Here is a 19,164-nt window from a genome sequence, read left to right as displayed (position 1 = left end):
CATAACAACAAAATCGGCACATTCATGTGCCTGGAGTTCCCACCATGGCAACCGCATCTGACCGCCTGCCCGAGCCCTCGGGCATGGGCCAAGCCAGCTTTGAAGACCGTACTTACCGCAAAGTCATCCTGCGCATTCTTCCCGTTCTGCTGCTGTGCTACATGGCGGCTTATCTGGACCGCGTGAACATCGGTTTCGCCAAACTCGACATGCTCAATGACCTGCAGTTCAGCAACACGGTCTACGCCTTGGGTGCGAGTATTTTCTTCTGGGGCTATTTCATTTTCGAAGTGCCCAGCAACCTGCTGTTACACCGCTTCGGTGCGCGTTTCTGGATTGCCCGGATCATGCTCAGCTGGGCCATCGTGTCCATGGCGGTGGCGTTCACGGTGCCGCTGGCGAAGTTCTTCCACATCGAATCGGAAACCATGTTCTACGTGCTGCGCTTCTTGCTCGGCATCTGTGAGGCAGGGTTCTTCCCAGGCGTCATCCTTTACCTCAATTACTGGTTCCCGACGCGTCGCCAGAGTCGCGTGATGTCCGGTTTTCTGATGGCAATGCCGATCAGTCTGACACTCGGCGGCGTGGTTTCCGGCTGGCTGATGACCAAGATGCAGGGGGTGCAAGGCATGGCCGGCTGGCAGTGGCTGCTGATCATCGAAGGCATTCCCTCGGTGATCATGGCGTTCGTGGTGCTGGCGTTCATGGCCAACAACATTGATGCCGCAAAATGGCTGTCGCCTGAAGAAAAAAGTCTGCTCAAGGCCAATCTCCAGACCGACAGCAAAGGCAAGGCAACGAATCTTCGCGAGGTCTTTTTCAACGGCCGCGTGTGGCTGCTGGTGCTGATCCTGCTGACCTTCAACACCGGCTTTTACGGCCTGGCGTTCTGGATGCCGTCGATCATCAAGAGCGCCGGTGTCACCAACCCGCTGGACATCGGCCTGCTGACCGCCATCCCCTACGGCATCGCCATCATTGCCATGACCCTCAACGCGCGTCATTCCAACCGGACGGGCGAGCGTCGGCTGCATGCTGCGATCCCCGCCATCATCGGTGGCATCGGGCTGATCCTCAGTGCGTACTTCGCCCACAACGTGGTGCTTTCGATTGTCTTTCTCAGCGTTTCGGCGTCGGGCGTCCTCAGCCTCATGCCCATCTACTGGACGCTGCCTGGTACCGTGTTGTCCGGCGTCGCGGCGGCAGCGGGCATCGGCATGATTAATGCCATCGGCAACCTGTCCGGCTTCACCGGTTCGATGATCACGGCGGTTGCCGAGAACCTGACGGGCAATATCAACAACGGAACGTACGTCCTGGGCGCCTGCCTGTTCGTCAGTGCCGGGCTGATCCTGTCGATCCCGAGAACGATGCTGCAACGTCACACGCAAGCGTCGTCCGTACCGGGCAGCGCAGTGCCCCAGGCCTGACGCTTCATCGCGACTGAAACAGGCCGGGTGCACGTGCAAGGGTTGCCTGTCAGGGTGAGTTGGCTCGGGTCATCACGGGCCGACTCACCTTTCGGCGGCAATCCCTGGAGGATCAGGTCGGCCTCGTCGCGACTGAGCGGGTAATCGAAGAACCTGCGGTAAAAGTCCATCGTTCGCTGGGCCATGTCGACGTCGGCAAACAGCGACGGATGCAGTGCCTGTGCGGCCCAGACGATTTGCAACGCGACTTCCGTGCCGTAACGGTCCCACGGAAAAACACCCGCGGGATTGCGCAGCACATGTCCTTGCCTGACGGCCGTCAACTGGCTGAGCAATTGGCGCTGGGCGGCCTTGTCCAGATCGCCCGCGCCGGCCGCCAGTATGATCACGTCCGGCTGCCACACCAGCAGTTGCTCGGCGGAAACCCGCTGCAGGTTGCCTTTGAGACCGACGGCCGCGTTACGTCCGCCGGCCAGTGCGATCCAGTCATCGATCAGGGTGTCGCTGCCGTCGACGATCAGCGGGTTCACCGACGCGACGTGCAGCACGCGCGGACGCTGCTCGACGGGAACGTCTTTTACGCCTTGCCTGACCGCCGCGATCTGTTGCTCCAGATACTGGTTGTAAGCCTGGGCGCGGTTCATCGGTTCGCCGCCGCCCAGCGCCTGCGCCGTGGCAATCAGCGAACGCTCAAGCCCTGGCAGGTCGGTGTAACCCATGCGCATCACCGGCAGGCCGACCTGTTCGTAGGCCAGCGCCTGACGATCGCCGAGCGAGGTGAACACCAGATCCGCCTGCGCAGCCAGCAGGCTTTCCACGTTGAACGCGGTGCCCGGGACGCCGAGGGCGTCGTTCAGTGTCGGCAGGACTTTGAACATCCACGGCTGACTGTGGGGGTGGTTGACCGTCGCAACGATGCGCGAACCTGCGCCCAGGGTCATGAGCAGCACGTGATGTGCGTACCAGGCATCGGCGATGCGGGTCGGCTGCGCGGGGACAATCACCGTGTTTGCGCTGTCGTCGACGACCCGTCGCGCAGCGCCGGGCGCGCTGGCGTCGGCGACTGCACAGACCGTCACCCCGGCGCTCAACAGGCCGAGCACGAAGGCGACCCAACGGCGGCCTGGCTTCGCCCGGCGCATCACAGGTCCACCTGAATCGACGCCTGCAACATGCGCGGCGCGGCGGGCGTGGCGCTGGCCTGTCCGGCACCGGTGTAGCCGTTCAGTCCACCGGGCACGATATTGGTCCAGTAATGCGCGTTGCCGACGTTGGTGACTTCCAGTCGACAGGTCGTGTCGCGCTCGAGCCATCGCGTGCTGTAGCTGGCGCCGACGTCGAAGGTTTCGTAGCTGCCGACCCAGTGATCGTTGCGGTCATCGACCGGGCGAGCGCTGGCATAACGGGCGTTGAGGTTGACCGCCAGTCCCGGTACCTGGTCGATGCGGTACTCAGTCAGCAGGCTGGCGGTCGTGCGCGACAGGCCGACGATGCGCGTGTCCTGCGTGTCGGGATCTGCGGTGGACAGCAGTTTGGGATCGAGCCAGGTGATGCCGCCGTACATCTTGAGGTTCTGCGTCAGGTTGCCATCGGCGAGAAACTCGAGGCCCCGGTTGCGCTGCTCGCCGGCGACGGCGTAGACCTTGTCGGCCTGGGTGTAGGCAAAAGGGCGTTTGATCTGGAACGCTGCCAGGGAAAGGTTCACGCCACTGACCACCCACTTGCTGCCCAGCTCCCACATGCGGCTGCGATAGGGCGAGAGAATGCTGCCAGCGTTGCTGCTGCCTGCGGCGGCACTGTCGCCCTGTTGCAGGCTGTCGGCATAGGTCAGGTAAACCGTCAGGTCGTCGACGGGTTTGTAGATCAGGCTGCTGGCGGTGCTGATGCCGGAATCCTGCGACGACGTGTGCGCGCCGGTGAGCGCGTAGTTGTCGGCCGTCAAGCGGCTCTGGCTGCCGCTGAGCATCAGGCTCCACTGCGGCGTGAAGCTCAGCGTGTCGCCGACGATGAAGGAGCGTTGCCGGGCATTGGCCGAGTGGTAGCGGTGGGTGAAGTCCGGATAATCAGGCTCCGGAAACTGGCTCGGGTCATTCAGCGAAGCGTTGCCCAGGGTCTGCGTGCTGCCTGCCACCGGGTTGTAGTTATCCCAGTCGAAACCGCTCAGGCCGAACGTCAGCTCATGGCGGACCGGGCCGGTGTAGACGCTGCCATTAAGGTTCGCCAGGTAACTGTTGATGGTGAACCGACTGGCCGTCGCGCTGGAGACCGACGTGCGATAGTCGCCGCGGTCGTTATTCAGTGTGTTGGTCACTGCCGTGGACTCACGATCGGCAATCTGGCGCAGCGCGCCGATGTCGAGTTTCCAGTTGCCGTCCAGGTCATGCTTGAAGTGTGCGCTGGCAGTGTCGGTGGTGTTGTCGTCGCCTGCGTAGTTCTGGCCCAGATGATTGCGCGAAGGATCCGGTGCATGGGGCAGCGCAACGCCTGACGCCACCGCGAACTTGCCCGGCAGGCCCTTGGACAGGTAGTTGTAGTGGCTGAAGTTGGTCTCGATGACACTGTCGTCGTCGATCTGCACATCCGTCGCCAGGCTCACCAACTGCCGGCGTAACGTGCTGCCCGGCGCATAGCTGTGGCCTTGCTCGTCCGCGACATTGAGGCGGTATTTGACGTGGCCTTGCGGATCGAATGGCCCGCTCAGATCGGCGGCTTTCAGCCAGCTCAAGCCGCTGCCGACGCCAAAAGTGACGCGATTGCGGGTAAAGTCGGTCGGTCGTTTCGACAGCAGGTTGAAGGTGCCTGCCGGATTGGCCGGGCCATACAGCGAGCCCGACAGACCGCTGAGCACCTCGACGCCGCCCAGTTGCTCGGCGGGATAATCGGTGGTCGAGACCACATTGAGCCCGTCAAGCCGGCTGTTCTGCACGACGCTGCCCTGCAGACCACGGGTCTGCGGCCGTGCGCCATCGGCCTGAACCGAAGGCAAATAGCGGATGATGTCCTTGAAGCTTTTCAGCTGCTGGCTGTCGATCAGATCCTGCGACATGACGCTGATGGAGTAGGGCGTGTCCTGCAGACGGCGCTGGCCCATCGGCCCCAGCGTCGCGGATTTGTCTCGCGCCTGTCGGGCGAGCGCATCGTCGGCGTTGACCTCCACAGGTGCGAGATCCAGCGCCTGCGCATGGGCCAGAGGAACGGCGCTGCCAAACAACAGCGGCGCAAAGGCAAGGTGTGACGACAGACTGCGTTTCATCGACAAGGACTCAGCAAGGAACAAAAAAACAGTGACCGTCGGCCTCGACCTGCCTGACGTGTACGTCATACAGGCGCAGCAGCAAATCGCAGGTGATCACTGCGTGCGGCGGACCATCGGCGAGCAATCGACCTTCATGGAGCACCAGCACGCGGTTGGCGCAGGCCAGTGCGTGCTCGGGCCGGTGGGTGCTCGACACGATGCTCAGGCCCTGGGCGGCGAGGCGTTCGAGCAGCGCAAGCAGGCGCAGCTGATGGCCGTAATCGAGCCCGGTCACTGGCTCGTCGAGAATGATCAGGCGAGCGCGCTGCACCATGGCCCGGGCAATCAGCACCCGCTGTCGCTCGCCACCGGACAGCTCGGTGTAGGGCCGATGACGCAGGTGCCCGATGCCGAGCTCGACCAGCGCGCGCTCGACGCTTTCGGCATCGGCGCCGTCGGCTACATGGCCCAGCCCAGTGGTGGGCAGCCGGCCCTGGGCGACAATGTGCGTCACGCTGAACGGGAAACTCGGCACGTGGCTTTGCGGCACATAGGCCAGCTGTCGGGCGATGTCGCGGCGGGATAGCTGCTGCAACGGCTGCCCGGCGAGGGTCACTTGACCCGCCGCCGGTCTGAGCAAGCCGAGGAGGATGCGCAGCAACGTGCTTTTGCCGGCGCCATTGGCGCCCAGCAGGGCGATGTTGTCGCCGGGGCGCACGCTGAACGACACATCGTCGAGGATCAGGCGTTCGCCCAGCCGATAGCGCAGGCGCTCAGCCGCGAGCACTGTCATAACCAGCCTCTGCGCACGCGATGCAGCACCAGCACGAAGGCGATGGCGCCGAAGAATTCAGTGATGATCCCCAGCGGAATCTCGCCGGTGCTCACGCTTCGCGCCACCCCATCGGCCGCCAGCAGAAACACGCCGCCCAGACAGGCACTGACGGGCAGCAGTCGGCCGTTGCCAGGGCCGACCAGCAGCCGCGCCAGATGCGGGACCAGCAGCCCGATCCAGCCGACCATGCCCGCCAGACTGACGGTCAGGGCGCAAATCAAGGTGGCCAGCACGATCACGCCGTAGCGGATGCGCTGAACCGGCACGCCGAGGCTGTGCGCCTCGTCGTCACTGAGGGACAGTGCATCGATCGCACGCCCGGCCAGGCACATGAGCACGATGGCAAACGCCAGCCACGGCGCAACCAGCGTCAACGTGTGACGATCAACGGCGCTGAGACTGCCCAACAGCCAATAGACGATCGACGGCAACTGATCCACCGGATCGGCGAGGTATTGAGTGATCGACAACAGCGAGGTGAACAGCGCGTTGGCGACGATACCGCCGAGTACCAACAGGAGAATGGAGGAGGTTTGAAACAGGTGGGCAATGCCGACGCCGGTCGCCACGGCGATCAGTCCGGTCACGCAGGACAACAGCGCAACTGCCAGTGGCGACAGCTGCCAGATGATGCCGAGGGCAGCCCCGAACGCACAGCCGCTGAGCACGCCCAGCAGGCCGGGTGAAACCAGAGGGTTTCGGAACACTGCCTGGTAAGCGGCGCCCGATACCGACAGTCCGGCCCCGACCAGCACGGCAGCGATAACGCGCGGCAGGCGCGCCTCGAAGATGAGGCTGTGCAACAGCTGATAGCGGCCAACAGGCATCTGCCCGAAGCCGCACGCCGCGGCAAGAAATCTGAACAGCTCCGAGATCGGGATAGCGAAGCGACCGAGCAGCAGCGCTGCCAGCATCGCAAACATTAGTAACAAAATACTCAGCGGCGCAATACAACGCGGGGTCAGGGAAGGCATCAGGCACTCGACAGTCGATATACATAAAACTATACAGCGATATCGAGAGCCGCTCTAGACGGCGGGTTGTCGCAGTCCCACCGGGCGCAGCCGTGCGTTGAAGACAGCCACCGCCAACGACCTGTAAACTCCGCAAAGCTTCTATCAATCTGCTCGATAGAAACAATCTGTAAAAGAAATGTGATTGTTTTGTGAAAATATCGTTATATCCCCTCGACCATTTACCCTCATTTGAGGGAAGGACAGGGGAAACACATTGCAAAGCACACAAGACGACCTGAAAAACGCCTCGATCACAGTACTGCTCAAGCTGGCGCTGACCGGGATCGCATTTGCCATGATCTGGCTCGACATCGCCGTATTCCATACCGACATTCTGGAAATTTCGTTTACTGAGGTCACTCAGGAAATCATGCTGTTCGCCAGCGCCTTGCTGTTCTGGGTTGCGCCGGGCGCGCCACAGCAACGCGGTTTTCGAGTGCTGGCCGGGGGCTTCTTTGCCTGTCTGCTGATGCGTGAACTCGACGGCCTGTTTGACCCCATCAGCCACAGTGCATGGTGCTGGCCCTTCAGCGTGATTGCGCTCGCCTGTATCGTCACCGCTTTCAAGCCGGCCAATCGCGGCGATACGTTCGACGCCCTCGCGGCGTTCGCCCGCACGCCAACCTTCGGCACGATCTCCACAGGTCTGGGGGTGCTGGTGTTTTCGCGCCTGTTCGGCATGGGCGCGTTGTGGCATCTGATTCTGAGCGACGGCTATGCGCGGCTGGCCAAGACGGCAGTCGAGGAGGGCGTTGAGCTGGTGACTTACTCGATGTGGCTGGCGGCTGCCGTCGAATACTTCGTGCGCCAGCGTGCGTCCGTCGCTCGGGCGTCGTCGGTGGAGCACGTTGCTCTGGAACGCGCCGCGCTGGCCCGCCGCTGATTCGGCTGGCCACGGCACGCAAGCCGCTGCCTCGTTGAAGAGGCCGCGGCTTTACTGAGTGCGCGCCGACACCTTGAGCAACATGCGCGACAGCTGATCGATGGAATACGGCTTGTGCAACAGCTCGAAGCCATCGGTGCCGGTCTGGGCGAGGACGTGACTGAATCCCGATGTGAGCACCACCGGCAGCGCGGGAAACATCGCGCGGATCGCGTGGCCGAGTTCGATACCGCTCATGCCGGGCATGACCACGTCAGAGAACACCACATCGAACCGGCTGGCATCCTTGCCCAGTTCGCTCAACGCCTCCTGAGCATTCGCCGCCAGCACCGTCGTGTAACCCAGTTCGGCCAATGCCTGCACGGCGAAGGTGCCGACATCGCCATTGTCCTCCACCACCAGCACGCACGTGCCGTGCCCATCTTCAAGGGGCAGCGGCGTCGCATCGGTCTCCAGCTTTTCCACGCTGCCCGTTACCCGCGGAAGATACAGCGTGAACGTCGTGCCTCTGCCGAGCTCACTGGCCACTGAAATCTCGCCGCCGGACTGTTTGGCGAAACCGAACACCTGGCTCAACCCCAGCCCCGTGCCTTCACCGACATTCTTGGTGGTGTAGAACGGCTCGAAGATTTTCTCCAGCTGCGTAGCCGGAATGCCGGTGCCTGTATCGGTGATGGAAATGGCAACGAAAGGGCCGTCCAGCGCGGGATGCAGGCGCACCGAGGGCATCGATTCAACCGGACGCACCGCCAGGGTAAGCCTGCCTTCGCCGCGCATCGCGTCTCGGGCGTTGGCGACCATGTTGACCAACGCCGTGTCGAACTGGCTCGGGTCGGCGTTGACCAGGCAGGGCGCGTCGGCCAGCTCGCTGATCAACTCGATCCGCGAGCCGGTCAACGTGCCCATCATCCCGCTGATGGCCCTGACGTTGTTGCAGACGCTGAACACTTCAGGCTTGAGCGTCTGCCTGCGGGCGAATGCGAGCAACTGCCCGGTCAGTTTGGCGGCACGGTCGACGGTCTCGGAAATCGCCGTCACATAGCGGACCCTGCGCGCTTCATCAAGGCCTGGCCGCAGCAGCAGGTCAGTGGAGGAGCGGATCACCGTCATCAGATTATTGAAGTCGTGCGCCACGCCGCCGGTCAACTGACCCACGGCTTCCATTTTCTGCGACTGGCGTAACGCCTCGGCCTGCTCGCGCTCGATGGTGACGTGCCGGCCTGCTGCGTACACGCGGCCATCTTCGAAGGTGCCGGTCCAGCTGAACCACTTGTAGGAGCCGTCCTTGTGCCGCAGACGGTACTCGTACGGCACGATCAATGGCGCCTCGAAAATGCCGGAAAACGCGGCCAGTGCCGGCATCAGATCGTCGGGATGGGTGTAGTCGCTGAACGTTGTGCCGACCAGTTCGCGCTCGGTCCAGCCCAATTGTTCGGTCCAGCGTGCGTTGACTTCATCCAGCGTGCCGTTAGGCGAAGCGATCACCAGCAGCTCCTGGGAAAGGCCCCACGCACGGTCGCGCTCGCGGGTGCGGATCGCCAGGCTGTTGGCCTGTTCCTTTTCCAGGGTGATGTCGCGGCCGCTGCAGTAAACCTTGCCGTCCTCCAGCACGGCCACCCAGGCCAGCCAGCGATACTGACCGTTGCGATGGCGGAAGCGATTCTGAAAGCGGGAAACCGGCCGACCGTTGGCCGCCTGTGTGAATACCGCCTCGCTGGCGCGCACATCGTCTGGGTGGACGAAGGACATGAAGGTGGTCAGTAGTTCTTCTGGCGACCAGCCCAGGGTGATGGTCCAGGCTGGATTGGACGCCTCGATGACGCCCTGATCATTGATCACCGAGAGCAAGTCATTGCTCAACAGCCAGGTGCGGCTGCGTTCAGTGGCACGCTCGTTGACCTTGCGCTCAAGCTCCGAATTGAGGTCGCGCAGGGCGTCCTGACTGCGGCGCAGGCGTTGATCGGACCGGTGCCGTTCGATGGCCAGCGCGGCCGTCTGGGCAATCAGCGCGATGGCTTCGATGTCACTGGGCATCGGCGTGCGAGGCTCGCCGTAATACACCGCGAAGGTGCCGAGAATCTTTCCGTCTGCGGCCTTGATCGGCATTGACCAGCACGCACGCAACCCGTGGGACACCGCCAGATCGGCGAAGCCATCCCACAACGGGCTGGCGGCAATGTCCTGCACGTACACCGGCGTTCCACGCGCCGCCGCCGTACCGCACGAGCCAATGCCTTCGCCGATGGCAATGCCATGGATCGCTTCGTTATACGCCGCCGGCAGGCTGGGCGCGGCGCCGTGCAACATGTACTGGCCGTCTTCGCTGAGGAACAGCACCGACGCCATCATGTCCTGGCTTTGCGCTTCGACGGCCAGCAACAGGTCGTTGAGCACTTCGGCCAGCGGCATGCCCGCGGCGATCTGGCCCAGCACGCGCCGTTCGCGCTCGATCAGCGCAACAGGCGAATAACTGCCGCCCAGCAAGCTGAGGTCGATGGAGGGCTTTGCGCCAAATTCGTCAAACACGGGGAATCGAGTCCTGCATGAAGAGTGTCTCAGGGCATCTGATGAGCAGGCAGGCTAAAGGCCTGAACCACGGGTGTCGAGTGCCTGACGGTCGCTCAGGCGAAAAAACGGCCGTGTTGCGCAACCTGCACAGCGCAGCCTGCGCATCACTGGGCAACGCCTTCAGCGCAAGTACCCCGGCATCAAATCGTTGAACCAGAACAGGATCATGCTCACTAGGGTGGTGACCAGCAGCAACAAGCCCACACCCCACACGCAGGCGGCATACAGATAGCCTTGCTGCTCGTCTTTGAGACGCATGAAGGTCGGGATGCCGATGAACAACAGGAAGGTCGAATAGGCCGACGCCAGCAACAGGACCGCCAGTGCCAGCCATCTGCTGGGGTAAAGCGCACCCAGCCCGGCAATGAAGAACGGCGTGGCGGTATACCCCGCAAAACCGATGCACTGATGCAGGCTTGGACGCGCATCGAACGAGCGGGACATCCAGCGGATGAACCCGCCCATTATCACGGCGCCGATGAGGATGCTGCAGTAAAACAAGATGCACAGCTGCAATGCGCTCGAGGGCGCCAGTTTGACAATCTCGTCGCCCACCAGGCTCCAACCCACTTGAGTCGTGCCCACAAACAGCGCAACCACGGGAATCAGGGCGAGCAGCACCAGATGCGCCATGTAATGCCGCGGGTGCCGGGCTTCCTCGTCGCGAATGTCCCGCCAGGCGTGGCCGGGGTGAGTGAACAGGTCAATGAAATGCGCAGACATTGAAATATCCTCCGCAAAATATGTTGCTGCTGCGTTCTCACCGGTGGCGCAACGCAGCGGCGCACCCGGCACTGCTAACGCGGGTTGGGCTGGTCGTCCATCTCGGCGCTGTCGACATCGACATCCGGCATCTCTTGTTGGCGTTGCGCTTGCTCGTCGGTGTCGACCGGCGTTTCGCCGTCGTTATCGGGCAACTGGTCGGCATCAGGCCTGTCGCTGGGATTCAGATCGGTGCGACGGGGTGACAGCGGATCAGGCGACACGGGAAGCGGATCGTCACCGCCCATGCCGCCCTGAAGCGTGGTTTCTACGTTGTTCATGACAACCTCCTGGCGCAGCGTTTTGCTGTGCATACGCTTTGGAATGGGCGGTTGCGAGGTGGTTCGACTCAGCTGACTGGCGGTATTGCGGCAAACCTGCGCGGGTCGAGTCAGGCCAGCGGCGCGCCGCTCGGATGTGTGCTGAGTGGCTGCGCGCTGAGGGGTTGCGCCGCGACGAGGCCGATGCCAGGCAGGGCGACCGCGCCGATCAACCGTGCGCCGTCAGCGCTCTGGCTGCTGAGTTGCCAGCGCCACGCATCAGCAAGCATGCAGTCGAGCGAGCGATGGGCCGACCAGCCCAGTTCACGCAAGGCCTTGGCCGGGTCCGCCCAGCATTGCGCGATGTCGCCGGCGCGGCGTGGCTCGTAGGTCAGCGGTACGGCAACGCCACTGACTCGCTCGAAGGCCTTGACCACCTCAAGCACCGAATGCCCAAGGCCGGTGCCCAGGTTCCAGACATGAACACCGTGGGTCAGGCGCAGCGCATGCAACGCCTTCAGATGCCCTTCAGCGAGATCCATCACATGCACGTAGTCGCGAATGCCGGTGCCGTCGGGCGTCAGGTAATCGGTGCCGAAAACCGACAGCGCCGGGCGCTGCCCGCTTGCCACCTGGAGCAAGTAGGGCAGCAGATTGTTCGGCGTCAGCGAGCAGGTTTCTCCTACATTGCCTGACTCGTGAGCGCCAATCGGGTTGAAGTAGCGCAGCAAGCCGACCGACCAGCGCGGCTCGGCATCGACCATGCTTTTCATGACGTTTTCCGCCATGAGTTTCGATTGCCCGTAGGGATTGGAGGGGTGGCCAGTCGCGCAACGTTCGTTGATCGGCATCACCGCGCAGTCGTCGTAGACCGTGGCTGAGGAGCTGAACACCAGGGTGAAAATCAGTGCATCGGCCATCGCCTGGCAGAGGATCACGCTGCCGCCGACATTGTTGTCGTAATACCGCAGCGGCTCGCGCACGCTCTCGCCAACGGCCTTCAATCCCGCGCAGTGAATCACGGCATCGACGGGGTAGCGTTCGAACAGTTCATCGAGGGTTTGCCGGTCCCTGACATCGCCCTCGATGAACGCGGGACGTCGGCCGGTGATCCGGGTGATGTTGTCCAGCGTCGTTCGGGAGCTGTTGCAGAGGTTGTCGAGAATGACGACGTCTTCGCCGTCCTCCATCAGTTCCAGCACCAGATGCGTACCGATGTAACCCATGCCGCCGGTTATCAAGATCATCATGCGTCTCCGTTTACCTGTTGGCTCGGCGACTGCGGGCTGCCGGACTGCTTGATCGTCTGACACCCTGCGGCGACATTGACGCGTAACGGTTAGGGAGACAGAGTTGCCCAGTAGTTCAAGCCAGATGCTCGCCGGTGTGCGGTTCATCGGGTTTATCGCCAGACAGACTGAACGGCGGGGATCGCTTGGGCATCACATACAGTGAAGTGGCACCCTGTGATGCAAGATCACGCGACGGCACTGTCAGTACACGAGTGCCGTCGAAGCCGGACACAGGGCTTCAGACTCGATTCCGCTCCCAAAAAGGAATTCGATATGAATCTTGAAGCCCGGCCGTTCCATCTTTCTCCCGTTCACGTCGACTCCGAACCGGCGATCGCTGCCTGCGCAAAACCGACCCTGTTGTGCCTGTCGCACTTGCGTTGGGGCTTTGTCTATCAGCGCCCGCAACATGTCATGACGCATCTGGCGAAAGACTACGACGTGCTGTTTTTCGAGGAGCCGCTGTTCGCCGAGGGCGCAGCATGCACACTTGAAGTGGCGACGCCCGCCGCCGGCATCACCCTGCTGGTGCCGCACCTGCCGTGGGGTTTGAGTCAGTCGCAGGTCGCCGCCGCGCAGCGTCAACTGCTCGATGATTATCTGGCCGGGCACGCGGCAGCCGAGTTGCTGCTCTGGTACCTGACGCCGATGAGCCTGACGTTCACCGACCACCTGCACGCCAAGGTCACGATCTTCGACTGCATGGACGAACTGTCTGCCTTCAAGGGCGCGCCACCGGACCTGCTGGAAAAAGAGCAAAGGCTCATGTCCCGCGCCAATGTGGTGTTTACCGGCGGGTACAGCCTGTGGGAAGCCAAATCCAGACAACACCGCAACGCCCATTCATTGCCCAGCAGCGTTGATATCGCGCACTTCGCGGCGGCGCGCCAGACGTTGCCCGAGCCCGCCGACCAAGCCGGCATCGCACACCCCAGGCTGGGGTTTTTCGGAGTCATCGACGAGCGCTTCGACATTGCACTGGTGGACGAGTTGGCGGCCCGGCGGCCTGACTGGCAGCTGATTCTGATCGGCCCGGTGGTGAAGATCGACCCCGCGTCGCTGCCACGCCGACCGAACATTCATTACCTGGGCCCCAAAGGCTACCCACAATTGCCCGACTACCTGGCGGGCTGGGACGTTGCCCTGATGCCCTTTGCGATCAACGAGTCGACCCGCTTCATCAGCCCCACCAAAACGCCCGAATACCTGGCCGGCGGATGCCCTGTGGTGTCTACACCGGTACGTGACGTGATCCGCGGTTACGGCGATTCGGGCGTCGTCACCATCGCCGCGTCGGCCGAGGCCTTCATCGCAGCGGTCGAGGCCGCGCTTGAGGCAAAAACCGAGGACGGCTTCCTGCAACGCATCGATCAGGTGCTCGAAGGCATGTCGTGGGAAACCACCTGTGTCGCCATGAAGGAGCAGATCGAATGCCTCAGGTAACCGTGGAACACGCCATTCATGGCCCGTCGCATCTGAACAACGGGCAGCCCTACGACTATCTGATCGTCGGGGCGGGCTTTGCCGGCAGCGTGATTGCCGAGCGCCTGGCCGCGGGGCTGGGGCAGAGCGTTCTGGTGGTCGACCGTCGTCCGCACATCGCAGGCAACGCCTACGACTGTGTCGATGAAGCCGGAGTGATGATCCATCGCTACGGCCCGCACATCTTCCATACCAACGCTCAACGCATCGTCGATTACCTGTCACGCTTCACCCAGTGGCGAGACTATTCGCACCGCGTGCTGGCCCGTGTGGACGAGCATCTGGTGCCGATCCCGATCAACCTGACCACGCTCAACACCCTGTTCGGACTGGACATGGAGGAAGACCAGGCGCAGGCGTTTCTGGCCGCACGGGCCGAGCCGGTGGCCGATATCCACACGTCCGAAGACGTCGTGATCAACCAGGTCGGGCGCGAGTTGTACGAGAAGTTCTTTCGCGGTTACACCCGCAAGCAGTGGGGGCTGGACCCTTCCGAGCTGGACAAGTCGGTCACTTCGCGCATTCCCACCCGCACCAATGAGGACGATCGCTACTTCACCGACACCTTCCAGATGATGCCGCTGCATGGCTACACGCGCATGTTCGAACGGATTCTCGATCATCCGCGGATCGATCTGCTGCTGGGCACCGACTTCAGGGCAGTCCGTGACCGCGTGCAGTTCAAGCAGTTGATTTACTGCGGTCCGATCGATGAGTTTTTCGATTTCTGCTTTGGCAAATTGCCCTATCGCTCGCTGCGTTTTCAGCACGAGACACTGGCGCAAGATCGCTTGCAGGCCGTGGCAGTGGTCAATTTCCCCGATCCGGCTGTGCCGTACACGCGGATTACCGAATACAAACACCTCACCGGGCAGGTGCATGCGCGCACCAGCATCAGCTATGAGTTTCCCTGCGCCGAGGGCGAGCCGTATTACCCGATCCCGCGCCTGGAAAACGCCGAACTGTACAAGCGCTACAGCACACTGGCTGACAATACGCCGGGCGTGACATTTCTCGGCCGGCTCGGCACTTACAAGTACTACAACATGGATCAGGTGGTAGGGCAGGCGCTCGCGCTTTATCAGCGGATCGAACGAGAACATTCCAGCAGTGCGCCCGCGGGCGAGCTGGAAATCCAATGATCGCTGCAGGTGCCCGGCCAGCGGGTGGCCGGGATGAGTGAATCGCGCCTGTTCAGTTCATTTGTGATGGCCGGTTATGAGTGTTCGAGCCAGCGTCGCGGCGATGGTCGACGGCTGGATCTTCAAGCTTCCAGCGGCCACGCGAAATGGGCCAGCCAGGACTACGCCAGGCTGGCAGAGCTGGGTATCAGGTGCGCCCGTGACGGGCTGCGCTGGCACTTGATCGAAACGCGTCCGGAGCACTACGACTGGCGCAGTTTCCTGCCGCTCTTGCAGGCCGCGCGCGACCAGGGGATTCAGGTGGTGTGGGACCTCTGTCATTACGGCTACCCGGACGACCTCGATATCTGGCGTCCGGCGTTTGTCGAGCGTTTCGCCCGGTTCGCCGGCGCGGCTGCAAGGTTGATGGTCGAGGAGGGCATCACCGCGGCGACCTACTCACCGGTCAACGAGATTTCGTTCTGGAGCTGGGCCGGCGGGGAGGTCGGCTACTTCAATCCGGGGGCGCGGGGACGAGGGCAGGAGCTCAAGCATCAACTGGTGCGCGCCGGCATCGCTGCCATCGACGCTATCAGGGTGCACATGCCCGACGCACGCTTCGTTCAGTGTGAACCGTTGATCCACGTGATCGCCGGTACTCAGCGCGCTGGCGACATTTCCCGGGCTGAAGACTATCGACTGGCGCAGTTCGAAGCCTGGGATCTGCTCGCGGGGCGCCAATGGCCGGGATTGGGTGGCCGCGAAGCGTATCTGGACGTTATCGGGGCCAATTTCTATCCGCAGAACCAATGGACGCTCAGCGCGGGGAAGATCCTGCGCGGCGACGCCAATTTTCGACCCTTGGCCGGCATGCTGGCGGAGGTCCACCACCGCTACCGTCGGCCGGTGTTGCTTTCGGAAACCGGCGCCGAAGGCGACGAGCGCGTCCCCTGGCTCGATTACGTGGCGACGCAGTTAGTCGCGGCGCGAGCGCGGGGTGTCTGCATCGAGGGGCTGTGCTGGTACCCGTTTCTGGATTACCCCGGCTGGGACGATGACCGCTATTGCCCGGCCGGGGTTTTCGGCTACCCAGACGGCGAAGGCAGTCGCGCATCTTTTCACCCCTTGCATCAAGCGTTGCAGGCCCTGGGTCGAAACCCTGAACTGCGCCGCTAGCCTGCTGCCCAAGCAGTAAGCTAACGGAGGACACCGACCATGACCGATGCAAAAAAACACGCCCCCGACAAACCTTCTGCGCCACAGCAGCCGGCAGAAAAGCGACCCACGGAAAACGATGTGCCGGCCCATGCCACCGAGGCCGAAAAACAGCGACTGAAGGACTTCAACAAGGACGGCATTCCACCGGGTTCCTGCTGAGCTGTCCAGTTCGCCGACAAACGCCACGCCGGCGGTTTACCTGTTCGAAAGGTCCGGGCAGTATGACGCGCTTTGATCGGCCGCAGGGGAGCCAGAGGACATGCACAGCATCACCATTGATCGATATGTGCCGGGTGACGAACAGGGCATCGTCGCGTTGATCGTGCCGATTCAGCGAGACGAATTCGGCATCGACATCACCGCCGAGGATCAGCCGGACCTGATGCAGATCGAGTCGTTCTATCAGACCGGCAACGGCGATTTCTGGGTGGCACGCAAGGACGGTCAGATCATCGGCACTATTGGTCTGAAGGACATCGGCGCGGGTGACGTGGCACTGCGCAAAATGTTCGTGGGCGCAGCGTGGCGAGGCCGGGAATTCGGCGTGGCCAGGCAGCTGCTGGATCATTTGATCGAGTCGGCGAGGGCGCGTGGCGTGCGCAAGATCTACTTGGGCACGACGGCGAAATTTCTGGCGGCGCACCGGTTCTATGAGAAGCATGGTTTCGAACTGATCGACCCGCAGCAGCTTCCCGCCAGTTTTCCGCTGATGCTCGTGGACACGCGTTTCTACGCGCTGACGCTCTAAGCCGCGCAGTGTCCTGAGCCCGCCACGAACGTGCGCGCAATCAGCGCGCACGGTTGTGGCATCGCCCGCTTCGAGCGTTCGTTCATTCACACCCACACTCCCGACAAACTGCTTCAAGGCGCCGTGGTCCAAGCCGACATCTCTTACAGATCCCTGACCTGACCGAGCCTCATCCTCCCTTTAATTGAGTAGTCTTGATGACCCGCCTTTCCGCCGATGACCGTATCCAGGTGACTCGGGACGCGACGGTTGAATACTGGAAGCACCTGCTGCCGATCGTGCAGATCGCGTTCGCCATCCATATTCTGCTGTTCGGCCTGTTCGTGATCGTCGACATCCCCATTCTCTGGGTCACCAACGCAGCGAGCATGGCCGCGTACGTCGCCTGCCTGCTGGCGATCCGCCGACGTGCCTATCGCTGCGCGGGCATGCTGATCTGCACTGAAATCGTTGCCCACGCAGCCATCGCCACCTGGGTGCTGGGCTGGGACAGCAATTTTCATTTTTACGTGTTCTGCACCATCCCGATCATCACCTTCAGTTTCCAGGCAGCGCCGATCCGTCGGGGCTGCCTGAGCGCTGCCATTCTGGGAGTCGCCGTGCTGGGTTTTTACTTCCGCCATCGCGTGGCGGTCACCAGCATCAGTGCCGACGCCCAAGACCTGTTCGGGCTGTTCAATGCCTTCACCGCCACCGCCTTGTTGCTGCATGCCACCGGGCTTTCTGTGCGATTCAACTTCTCCATGCACATGAACCTGTTTCACTCGGCCCACCGTGACAGCCTCACCAATCTGTACACGCGACGGCGCGTCATGCAGCGCCTGCGTCAAGGTGCCGGCACCGCCAGGGCAACCCCCACGGCCATCGTCCTGATCGACATCGATCATTTCAAACAGATCAACGACCGCCACGGTCACGACGTCGGCGACACGGTGCTGCAGCGCATCGCCACGGTCATCTCAGGCTGCGTGCGCGGCACGGACATCGCGGCACGTTGGGGTGGTGAGGAGTTTCTGGTGCTCATGCCGGACACGACCCTTGAGGATGCGCGTCACATCGCCGAACGCGTGATGCTTGAAATCCGTCAGCAGTCGGGGCTTGCCGACGGCACGGCGCTGAGCCTGACGGCGACGCTGTCGGTGGTGACGCTGCAAGCCGATGAGACGTTCCGGGACGCGCTCAACCGTGCCGATCAGTTGCTGTATCAGGGCAAGCAGGAAGGCCGGGACCGGCTGATGCTCGCACGCTGAAGGTGTGCGTCACTTGCGCGGGGTGTTTTTGACCCGCTTCAAGCGTGCGATGGCGATATTGTGAAGATATTGGCGCACCGCATCGTGGTGCGGCTGACTGACGTGGTTGCAATCGAGCAAGCCCAGCAGGTAGCCCTCGGCCATGGCGTGATAGCGCGAAACGCCTTCCCGGGTTTCGCTGGTCAGAAGTTTCGCCATCAGCTCATCGATGCGCGCCCGATCCTCGCGGGAAAACCAGCCTTCCTGCGGCGCCATGCCCGCTTCCGGATCCGGCACGGCCCCGCTCGAAATGTCTCTCACACAACCTCCCGACCGGACATCATTCAGACGAAGAACCTCTTCGGCGCCCATGCACCGGTTCCAGCGGCAATTCATAGCATGGAATCAACGCGAAGTGGTCGAGGATCGAACCGTGTGCGTGGCGCGTCGACCGTCCAGCCAATTCCCAGAACCCTGCGCAACCGACGTCCTCGAATGCGTGTGGCCCGACCATTACGGGCCGATGGAGGTGCTTGTGAACAATGAAATGCGCATGCAGGGCGGATCGGGTGCGGATGCGCCCATCGAACCACTGGAACCGGGCAGACCGGACATTATGCCCAACCCGCCGCCTGACGTGCCTGACGGTGCGTCGACGGAAGGAGAACGTCCGCTCGATCCCGATGGCGGAATGCTTGAAGAGGACATGGATGACGTGGCCGTGAACAACTCGGTGTCCGAAGAAAACCCAACGAGCAGATGATTCGTGTTGATCGGCCTGCACCTGGCGGCGCGATTGCGGCTTCACAGTTTGCCGCTGTCGCCCGTCGCCTCGGCCACCGTTGCCAACAGGTCCTCGATCTCCTCGATGGAGGCCTGCAGGCTGCTGAAACATTGCGCCAGCGACTGTTTCGAGTCGACGGTCTGATTACCCCGCAGCGGCTCGACCTGATGCAACTCGAGCTGTTCAAGCTCCTCCACGGCCTTGCGCAACGTGCGCAACATGCTGGCAATGGCGATGATGTGTCGCTCGCTGGCATTGGTCATGTTCAATCCCCTTGGTAGACACGTTCGCCTGGACTGCA

The 19,164-nt window shown here is 62.4% G+C and carries 19 protein-coding genes; 9 read left to right on the top strand and 10 right to left on the bottom strand.

The genetic code is table 11. The features are described from left to right. The first annotated feature begins 44 nt into the window (after positions 1-44). Complete coding sequence (locus QRN36_RS09340; protein ID WP_285423805.1) at positions 45-1,430, top strand: MFS transporter; 1,386 nt, start codon at positions 45-47, stop codon at positions 1,428-1,430. Here the strand turns inward: QRN36_RS09340 and QRN36_RS09335 are convergent. From QRN36_RS09335 to QRN36_RS09320, 4 genes are read right to left on the bottom strand one after another with little or no spacing between them, the layout of a single operon-like run. Next, positions 1,382-2,572, bottom strand: coding sequence for an ABC transporter substrate-binding protein (locus tag QRN36_RS09335; RefSeq protein WP_285423803.1), 1,191 nt, complete (start codon positions 2,570-2,572; stop codon positions 1,382-1,384). The genes QRN36_RS09340 and QRN36_RS09335 overlap by 49 nt on opposite strands. After that, on the bottom strand, positions 2,572-4,683 hold the full coding sequence (locus tag QRN36_RS09330; protein ID WP_285423802.1) for a TonB-dependent siderophore receptor: 2,112 nt from the start codon (positions 4,681-4,683) through the stop codon (positions 2,572-2,574). Before QRN36_RS09330 ends, QRN36_RS09335 begins: the two co-directional genes overlap by 1 nt. Positions 4,684-4,693: 10 nt before the next feature. Then, positions 4,694-5,458 carry an ABC transporter ATP-binding protein gene (locus QRN36_RS09325; RefSeq protein ID WP_285423801.1) on the bottom strand — a complete coding sequence of 255 codons (765 nt, stop codon included), beginning with the start codon at positions 5,456-5,458 and terminating at the stop codon, positions 4,694-4,696. Then, positions 5,455-6,474, bottom strand: coding sequence for an iron ABC transporter permease (locus QRN36_RS09320; RefSeq protein WP_285423799.1), 1,020 nt, complete (start codon positions 6,472-6,474; stop codon positions 5,455-5,457). Before QRN36_RS09320 ends, QRN36_RS09325 begins: the two co-directional genes overlap by 4 nt. Positions 6,475-6,730: 256 nt before the next feature. Here QRN36_RS09320 and QRN36_RS09315 point away from each other — a divergent pair, with 256 nt between their 5' ends. Beyond that, entirely contained in the window at positions 6,731-7,399 is a 669-nt protein-coding gene (locus tag QRN36_RS09315) for a hypothetical protein (protein ID WP_285423797.1), read from the top strand. 51 nt (positions 7,400-7,450) lie between these two features. Here the strand turns inward: QRN36_RS09315 and QRN36_RS09310 are convergent, their stop codons facing one another. The 4 genes from QRN36_RS09310 to galE form a co-directional block, all read right to left on the bottom strand. Next, positions 7,451-9,925 (bottom strand): PAS domain-containing protein, encoded by a 2,475-nt coding sequence (locus QRN36_RS09310; protein ID WP_285423796.1) that lies wholly within the window; start codon positions 9,923-9,925, stop codon positions 7,451-7,453. A gap of 162 nt (positions 9,926-10,087) precedes the next feature. Further along, positions 10,088-10,690 (bottom strand): Yip1 family protein, encoded by a 603-nt coding sequence (locus tag QRN36_RS09305; protein WP_285423795.1) that lies wholly within the window; start codon positions 10,688-10,690, stop codon positions 10,088-10,090. A 74-nt stretch (positions 10,691-10,764) separates the two neighbouring features. Continuing rightward, positions 10,765-11,010 (bottom strand): hypothetical protein, encoded by a 246-nt coding sequence (locus QRN36_RS09300; RefSeq protein ID WP_285423794.1) that lies wholly within the window; start codon positions 11,008-11,010, stop codon positions 10,765-10,767. A gap of 110 nt (positions 11,011-11,120) precedes the next feature. After that, positions 11,121-12,236 carry a UDP-glucose 4-epimerase GalE gene (galE, locus tag QRN36_RS09295; protein WP_285424069.1) on the bottom strand — a complete coding sequence of 372 codons (1,116 nt, stop codon included), beginning with the start codon at positions 12,234-12,236 and terminating at the stop codon, positions 11,121-11,123. A gap of 318 nt (positions 12,237-12,554) precedes the next feature. Between galE and QRN36_RS09290 the strand changes: the two genes are divergently transcribed. The 6 genes from QRN36_RS09290 (at position 12,555) to QRN36_RS09265 (ending at position 18,100) form a co-directional block, all read left to right on the top strand. Next, on the top strand, positions 12,555-13,724 hold the full coding sequence (locus QRN36_RS09290; protein ID WP_285423793.1) for a glycosyltransferase family 1 protein: 1,170 nt from the start codon (positions 12,555-12,557) through the stop codon (positions 13,722-13,724). Then, a complete protein-coding gene (gene glf / locus QRN36_RS09285; RefSeq protein ID WP_285423792.1) occupies positions 13,712-14,905 on the top strand; it encodes a UDP-galactopyranose mutase in 1,194 nt (397 codons plus the stop codon). The genes QRN36_RS09290 and glf overlap by 13 nt, the downstream gene beginning before the upstream one ends. A gap of 33 nt (positions 14,906-14,938) precedes the next feature. Further along, positions 14,939-16,060: a beta-glucosidase gene (locus tag QRN36_RS09280; RefSeq protein ID WP_285423791.1), complete on the top strand. Its 1,122-nt coding sequence runs from the start codon at positions 14,939-14,941 to the stop codon at positions 16,058-16,060. Positions 16,061-16,099: 39 nt separating this feature from the next. Continuing rightward, on the top strand, positions 16,100-16,261 hold the full coding sequence (locus QRN36_RS09275) for a hypothetical protein (RefSeq protein ID WP_285423790.1): 162 nt from the start codon (positions 16,100-16,102) through the stop codon (positions 16,259-16,261). A gap of 100 nt (positions 16,262-16,361) precedes the next feature. Beyond that, on the top strand, positions 16,362-16,850 hold the full coding sequence (locus tag QRN36_RS09270) for a GNAT family N-acetyltransferase (protein ID WP_285423789.1): 489 nt from the start codon (positions 16,362-16,364) through the stop codon (positions 16,848-16,850). Positions 16,851-17,047: 197 nt separating this feature from the next. Continuing rightward, complete coding sequence (locus QRN36_RS09265; RefSeq protein ID WP_285423788.1) at positions 17,048-18,100, top strand: diguanylate cyclase; 1,053 nt, start codon at positions 17,048-17,050, stop codon at positions 18,098-18,100. A gap of 9 nt (positions 18,101-18,109) precedes the next feature. On the opposite strand, the gene QRN36_RS09260 is transcribed toward QRN36_RS09265, so the two are convergent. After that, entirely contained in the window at positions 18,110-18,400 is a 291-nt protein-coding gene (locus tag QRN36_RS09260) for a hypothetical protein (RefSeq protein ID WP_285423787.1), read from the bottom strand. 214 nt (positions 18,401-18,614) lie between these two features. On the opposite strand from QRN36_RS09260, the gene QRN36_RS09255 reads away from it, so the two are divergent. Continuing rightward, positions 18,615-18,842 (top strand): hypothetical protein, encoded by a 228-nt coding sequence (locus QRN36_RS09255; protein WP_285423786.1) that lies wholly within the window; start codon positions 18,615-18,617, stop codon positions 18,840-18,842. 41 nt (positions 18,843-18,883) lie between these two features. Here the strand turns inward: QRN36_RS09255 and QRN36_RS09250 are convergent, their stop codons facing one another. Further along, positions 18,884-19,126: a hypothetical protein gene (locus tag QRN36_RS09250; RefSeq protein ID WP_285423785.1), complete on the bottom strand. Its 243-nt coding sequence runs from the start codon at positions 19,124-19,126 to the stop codon at positions 18,884-18,886. Between the last annotated feature and the right edge of the window lie 38 nt (positions 19,127-19,164).

The sequence above is a fragment of the Pseudomonas sp. efr-133-TYG-103a genome, from assembly GCF_030209235.1.
Lineage (GTDB): Bacteria > Pseudomonadota > Gammaproteobacteria > Pseudomonadales > Pseudomonadaceae > Aquipseudomonas.
This window is presented reverse-complemented; position numbering and strand designations above follow the sequence as displayed.

Excerpts from the sequence above, each read along its gene's own strand:
- QRN36_RS09340 (WP_285423805.1), top strand. The coding sequence starts at position 45 with ATGGCAACCGCATCTGACCGCCTGCCCGAGCCCTCGGGCATGGGCCAA.
- QRN36_RS09275 (WP_285423790.1), top strand. The coding sequence starts at position 16,100 with ATGACCGATGCAAAAAAACACGCCCCCGACAAACCTTCTGCGCCACAG.
- glf (WP_285423792.1), top strand. The coding sequence starts at position 13,712 with ATGCCTCAGGTAACCGTGGAACACGCCATTCATGGCCCGTCGCATCTG.
- QRN36_RS09330 (WP_285423802.1), bottom strand. The coding sequence starts at position 4,683 with ATGAAACGCAGTCTGTCGTCACACCTTGCCTTTGCGCCGCTGTTGTTT.
- QRN36_RS09305 (WP_285423795.1), bottom strand. The coding sequence starts at position 10,690 with ATGTCTGCGCATTTCATTGACCTGTTCACTCACCCCGGCCACGCCTGG.
- QRN36_RS09335 (WP_285423803.1), bottom strand. The coding sequence starts at position 2,572 with ATGCGCCGGGCGAAGCCAGGCCGCCGTTGGGTCGCCTTCGTGCTCGGC.
- galE (WP_285424069.1), bottom strand. The coding sequence starts at position 12,236 with ATGATCTTGATAACCGGCGGCATGGGTTACATCGGTACGCATCTGGTG.
- QRN36_RS09325 (WP_285423801.1), bottom strand. The coding sequence starts at position 5,458 with ATGACAGTGCTCGCGGCTGAGCGCCTGCGCTATCGGCTGGGCGAACGC.
- QRN36_RS09265 (WP_285423788.1), top strand. The coding sequence starts at position 17,048 with ATGACCCGCCTTTCCGCCGATGACCGTATCCAGGTGACTCGGGACGCG.
- QRN36_RS09320 (WP_285423799.1), bottom strand. The coding sequence starts at position 6,474 with ATGCCTTCCCTGACCCCGCGTTGTATTGCGCCGCTGAGTATTTTGTTA.
- QRN36_RS09280 (WP_285423791.1), top strand. The coding sequence starts at position 14,939 with ATGAGTGAATCGCGCCTGTTCAGTTCATTTGTGATGGCCGGTTATGAG.
- QRN36_RS09270 (WP_285423789.1), top strand. The coding sequence starts at position 16,362 with ATGCACAGCATCACCATTGATCGATATGTGCCGGGTGACGAACAGGGC.
- QRN36_RS09290 (WP_285423793.1), top strand. The coding sequence starts at position 12,555 with ATGAATCTTGAAGCCCGGCCGTTCCATCTTTCTCCCGTTCACGTCGAC.
- QRN36_RS09250 (WP_285423785.1), bottom strand. The coding sequence starts at position 19,126 with ATGACCAATGCCAGCGAGCGACACATCATCGCCATTGCCAGCATGTTG.
- QRN36_RS09300 (WP_285423794.1), bottom strand. The coding sequence starts at position 11,010 with ATGAACAACGTAGAAACCACGCTTCAGGGCGGCATGGGCGGTGACGAT.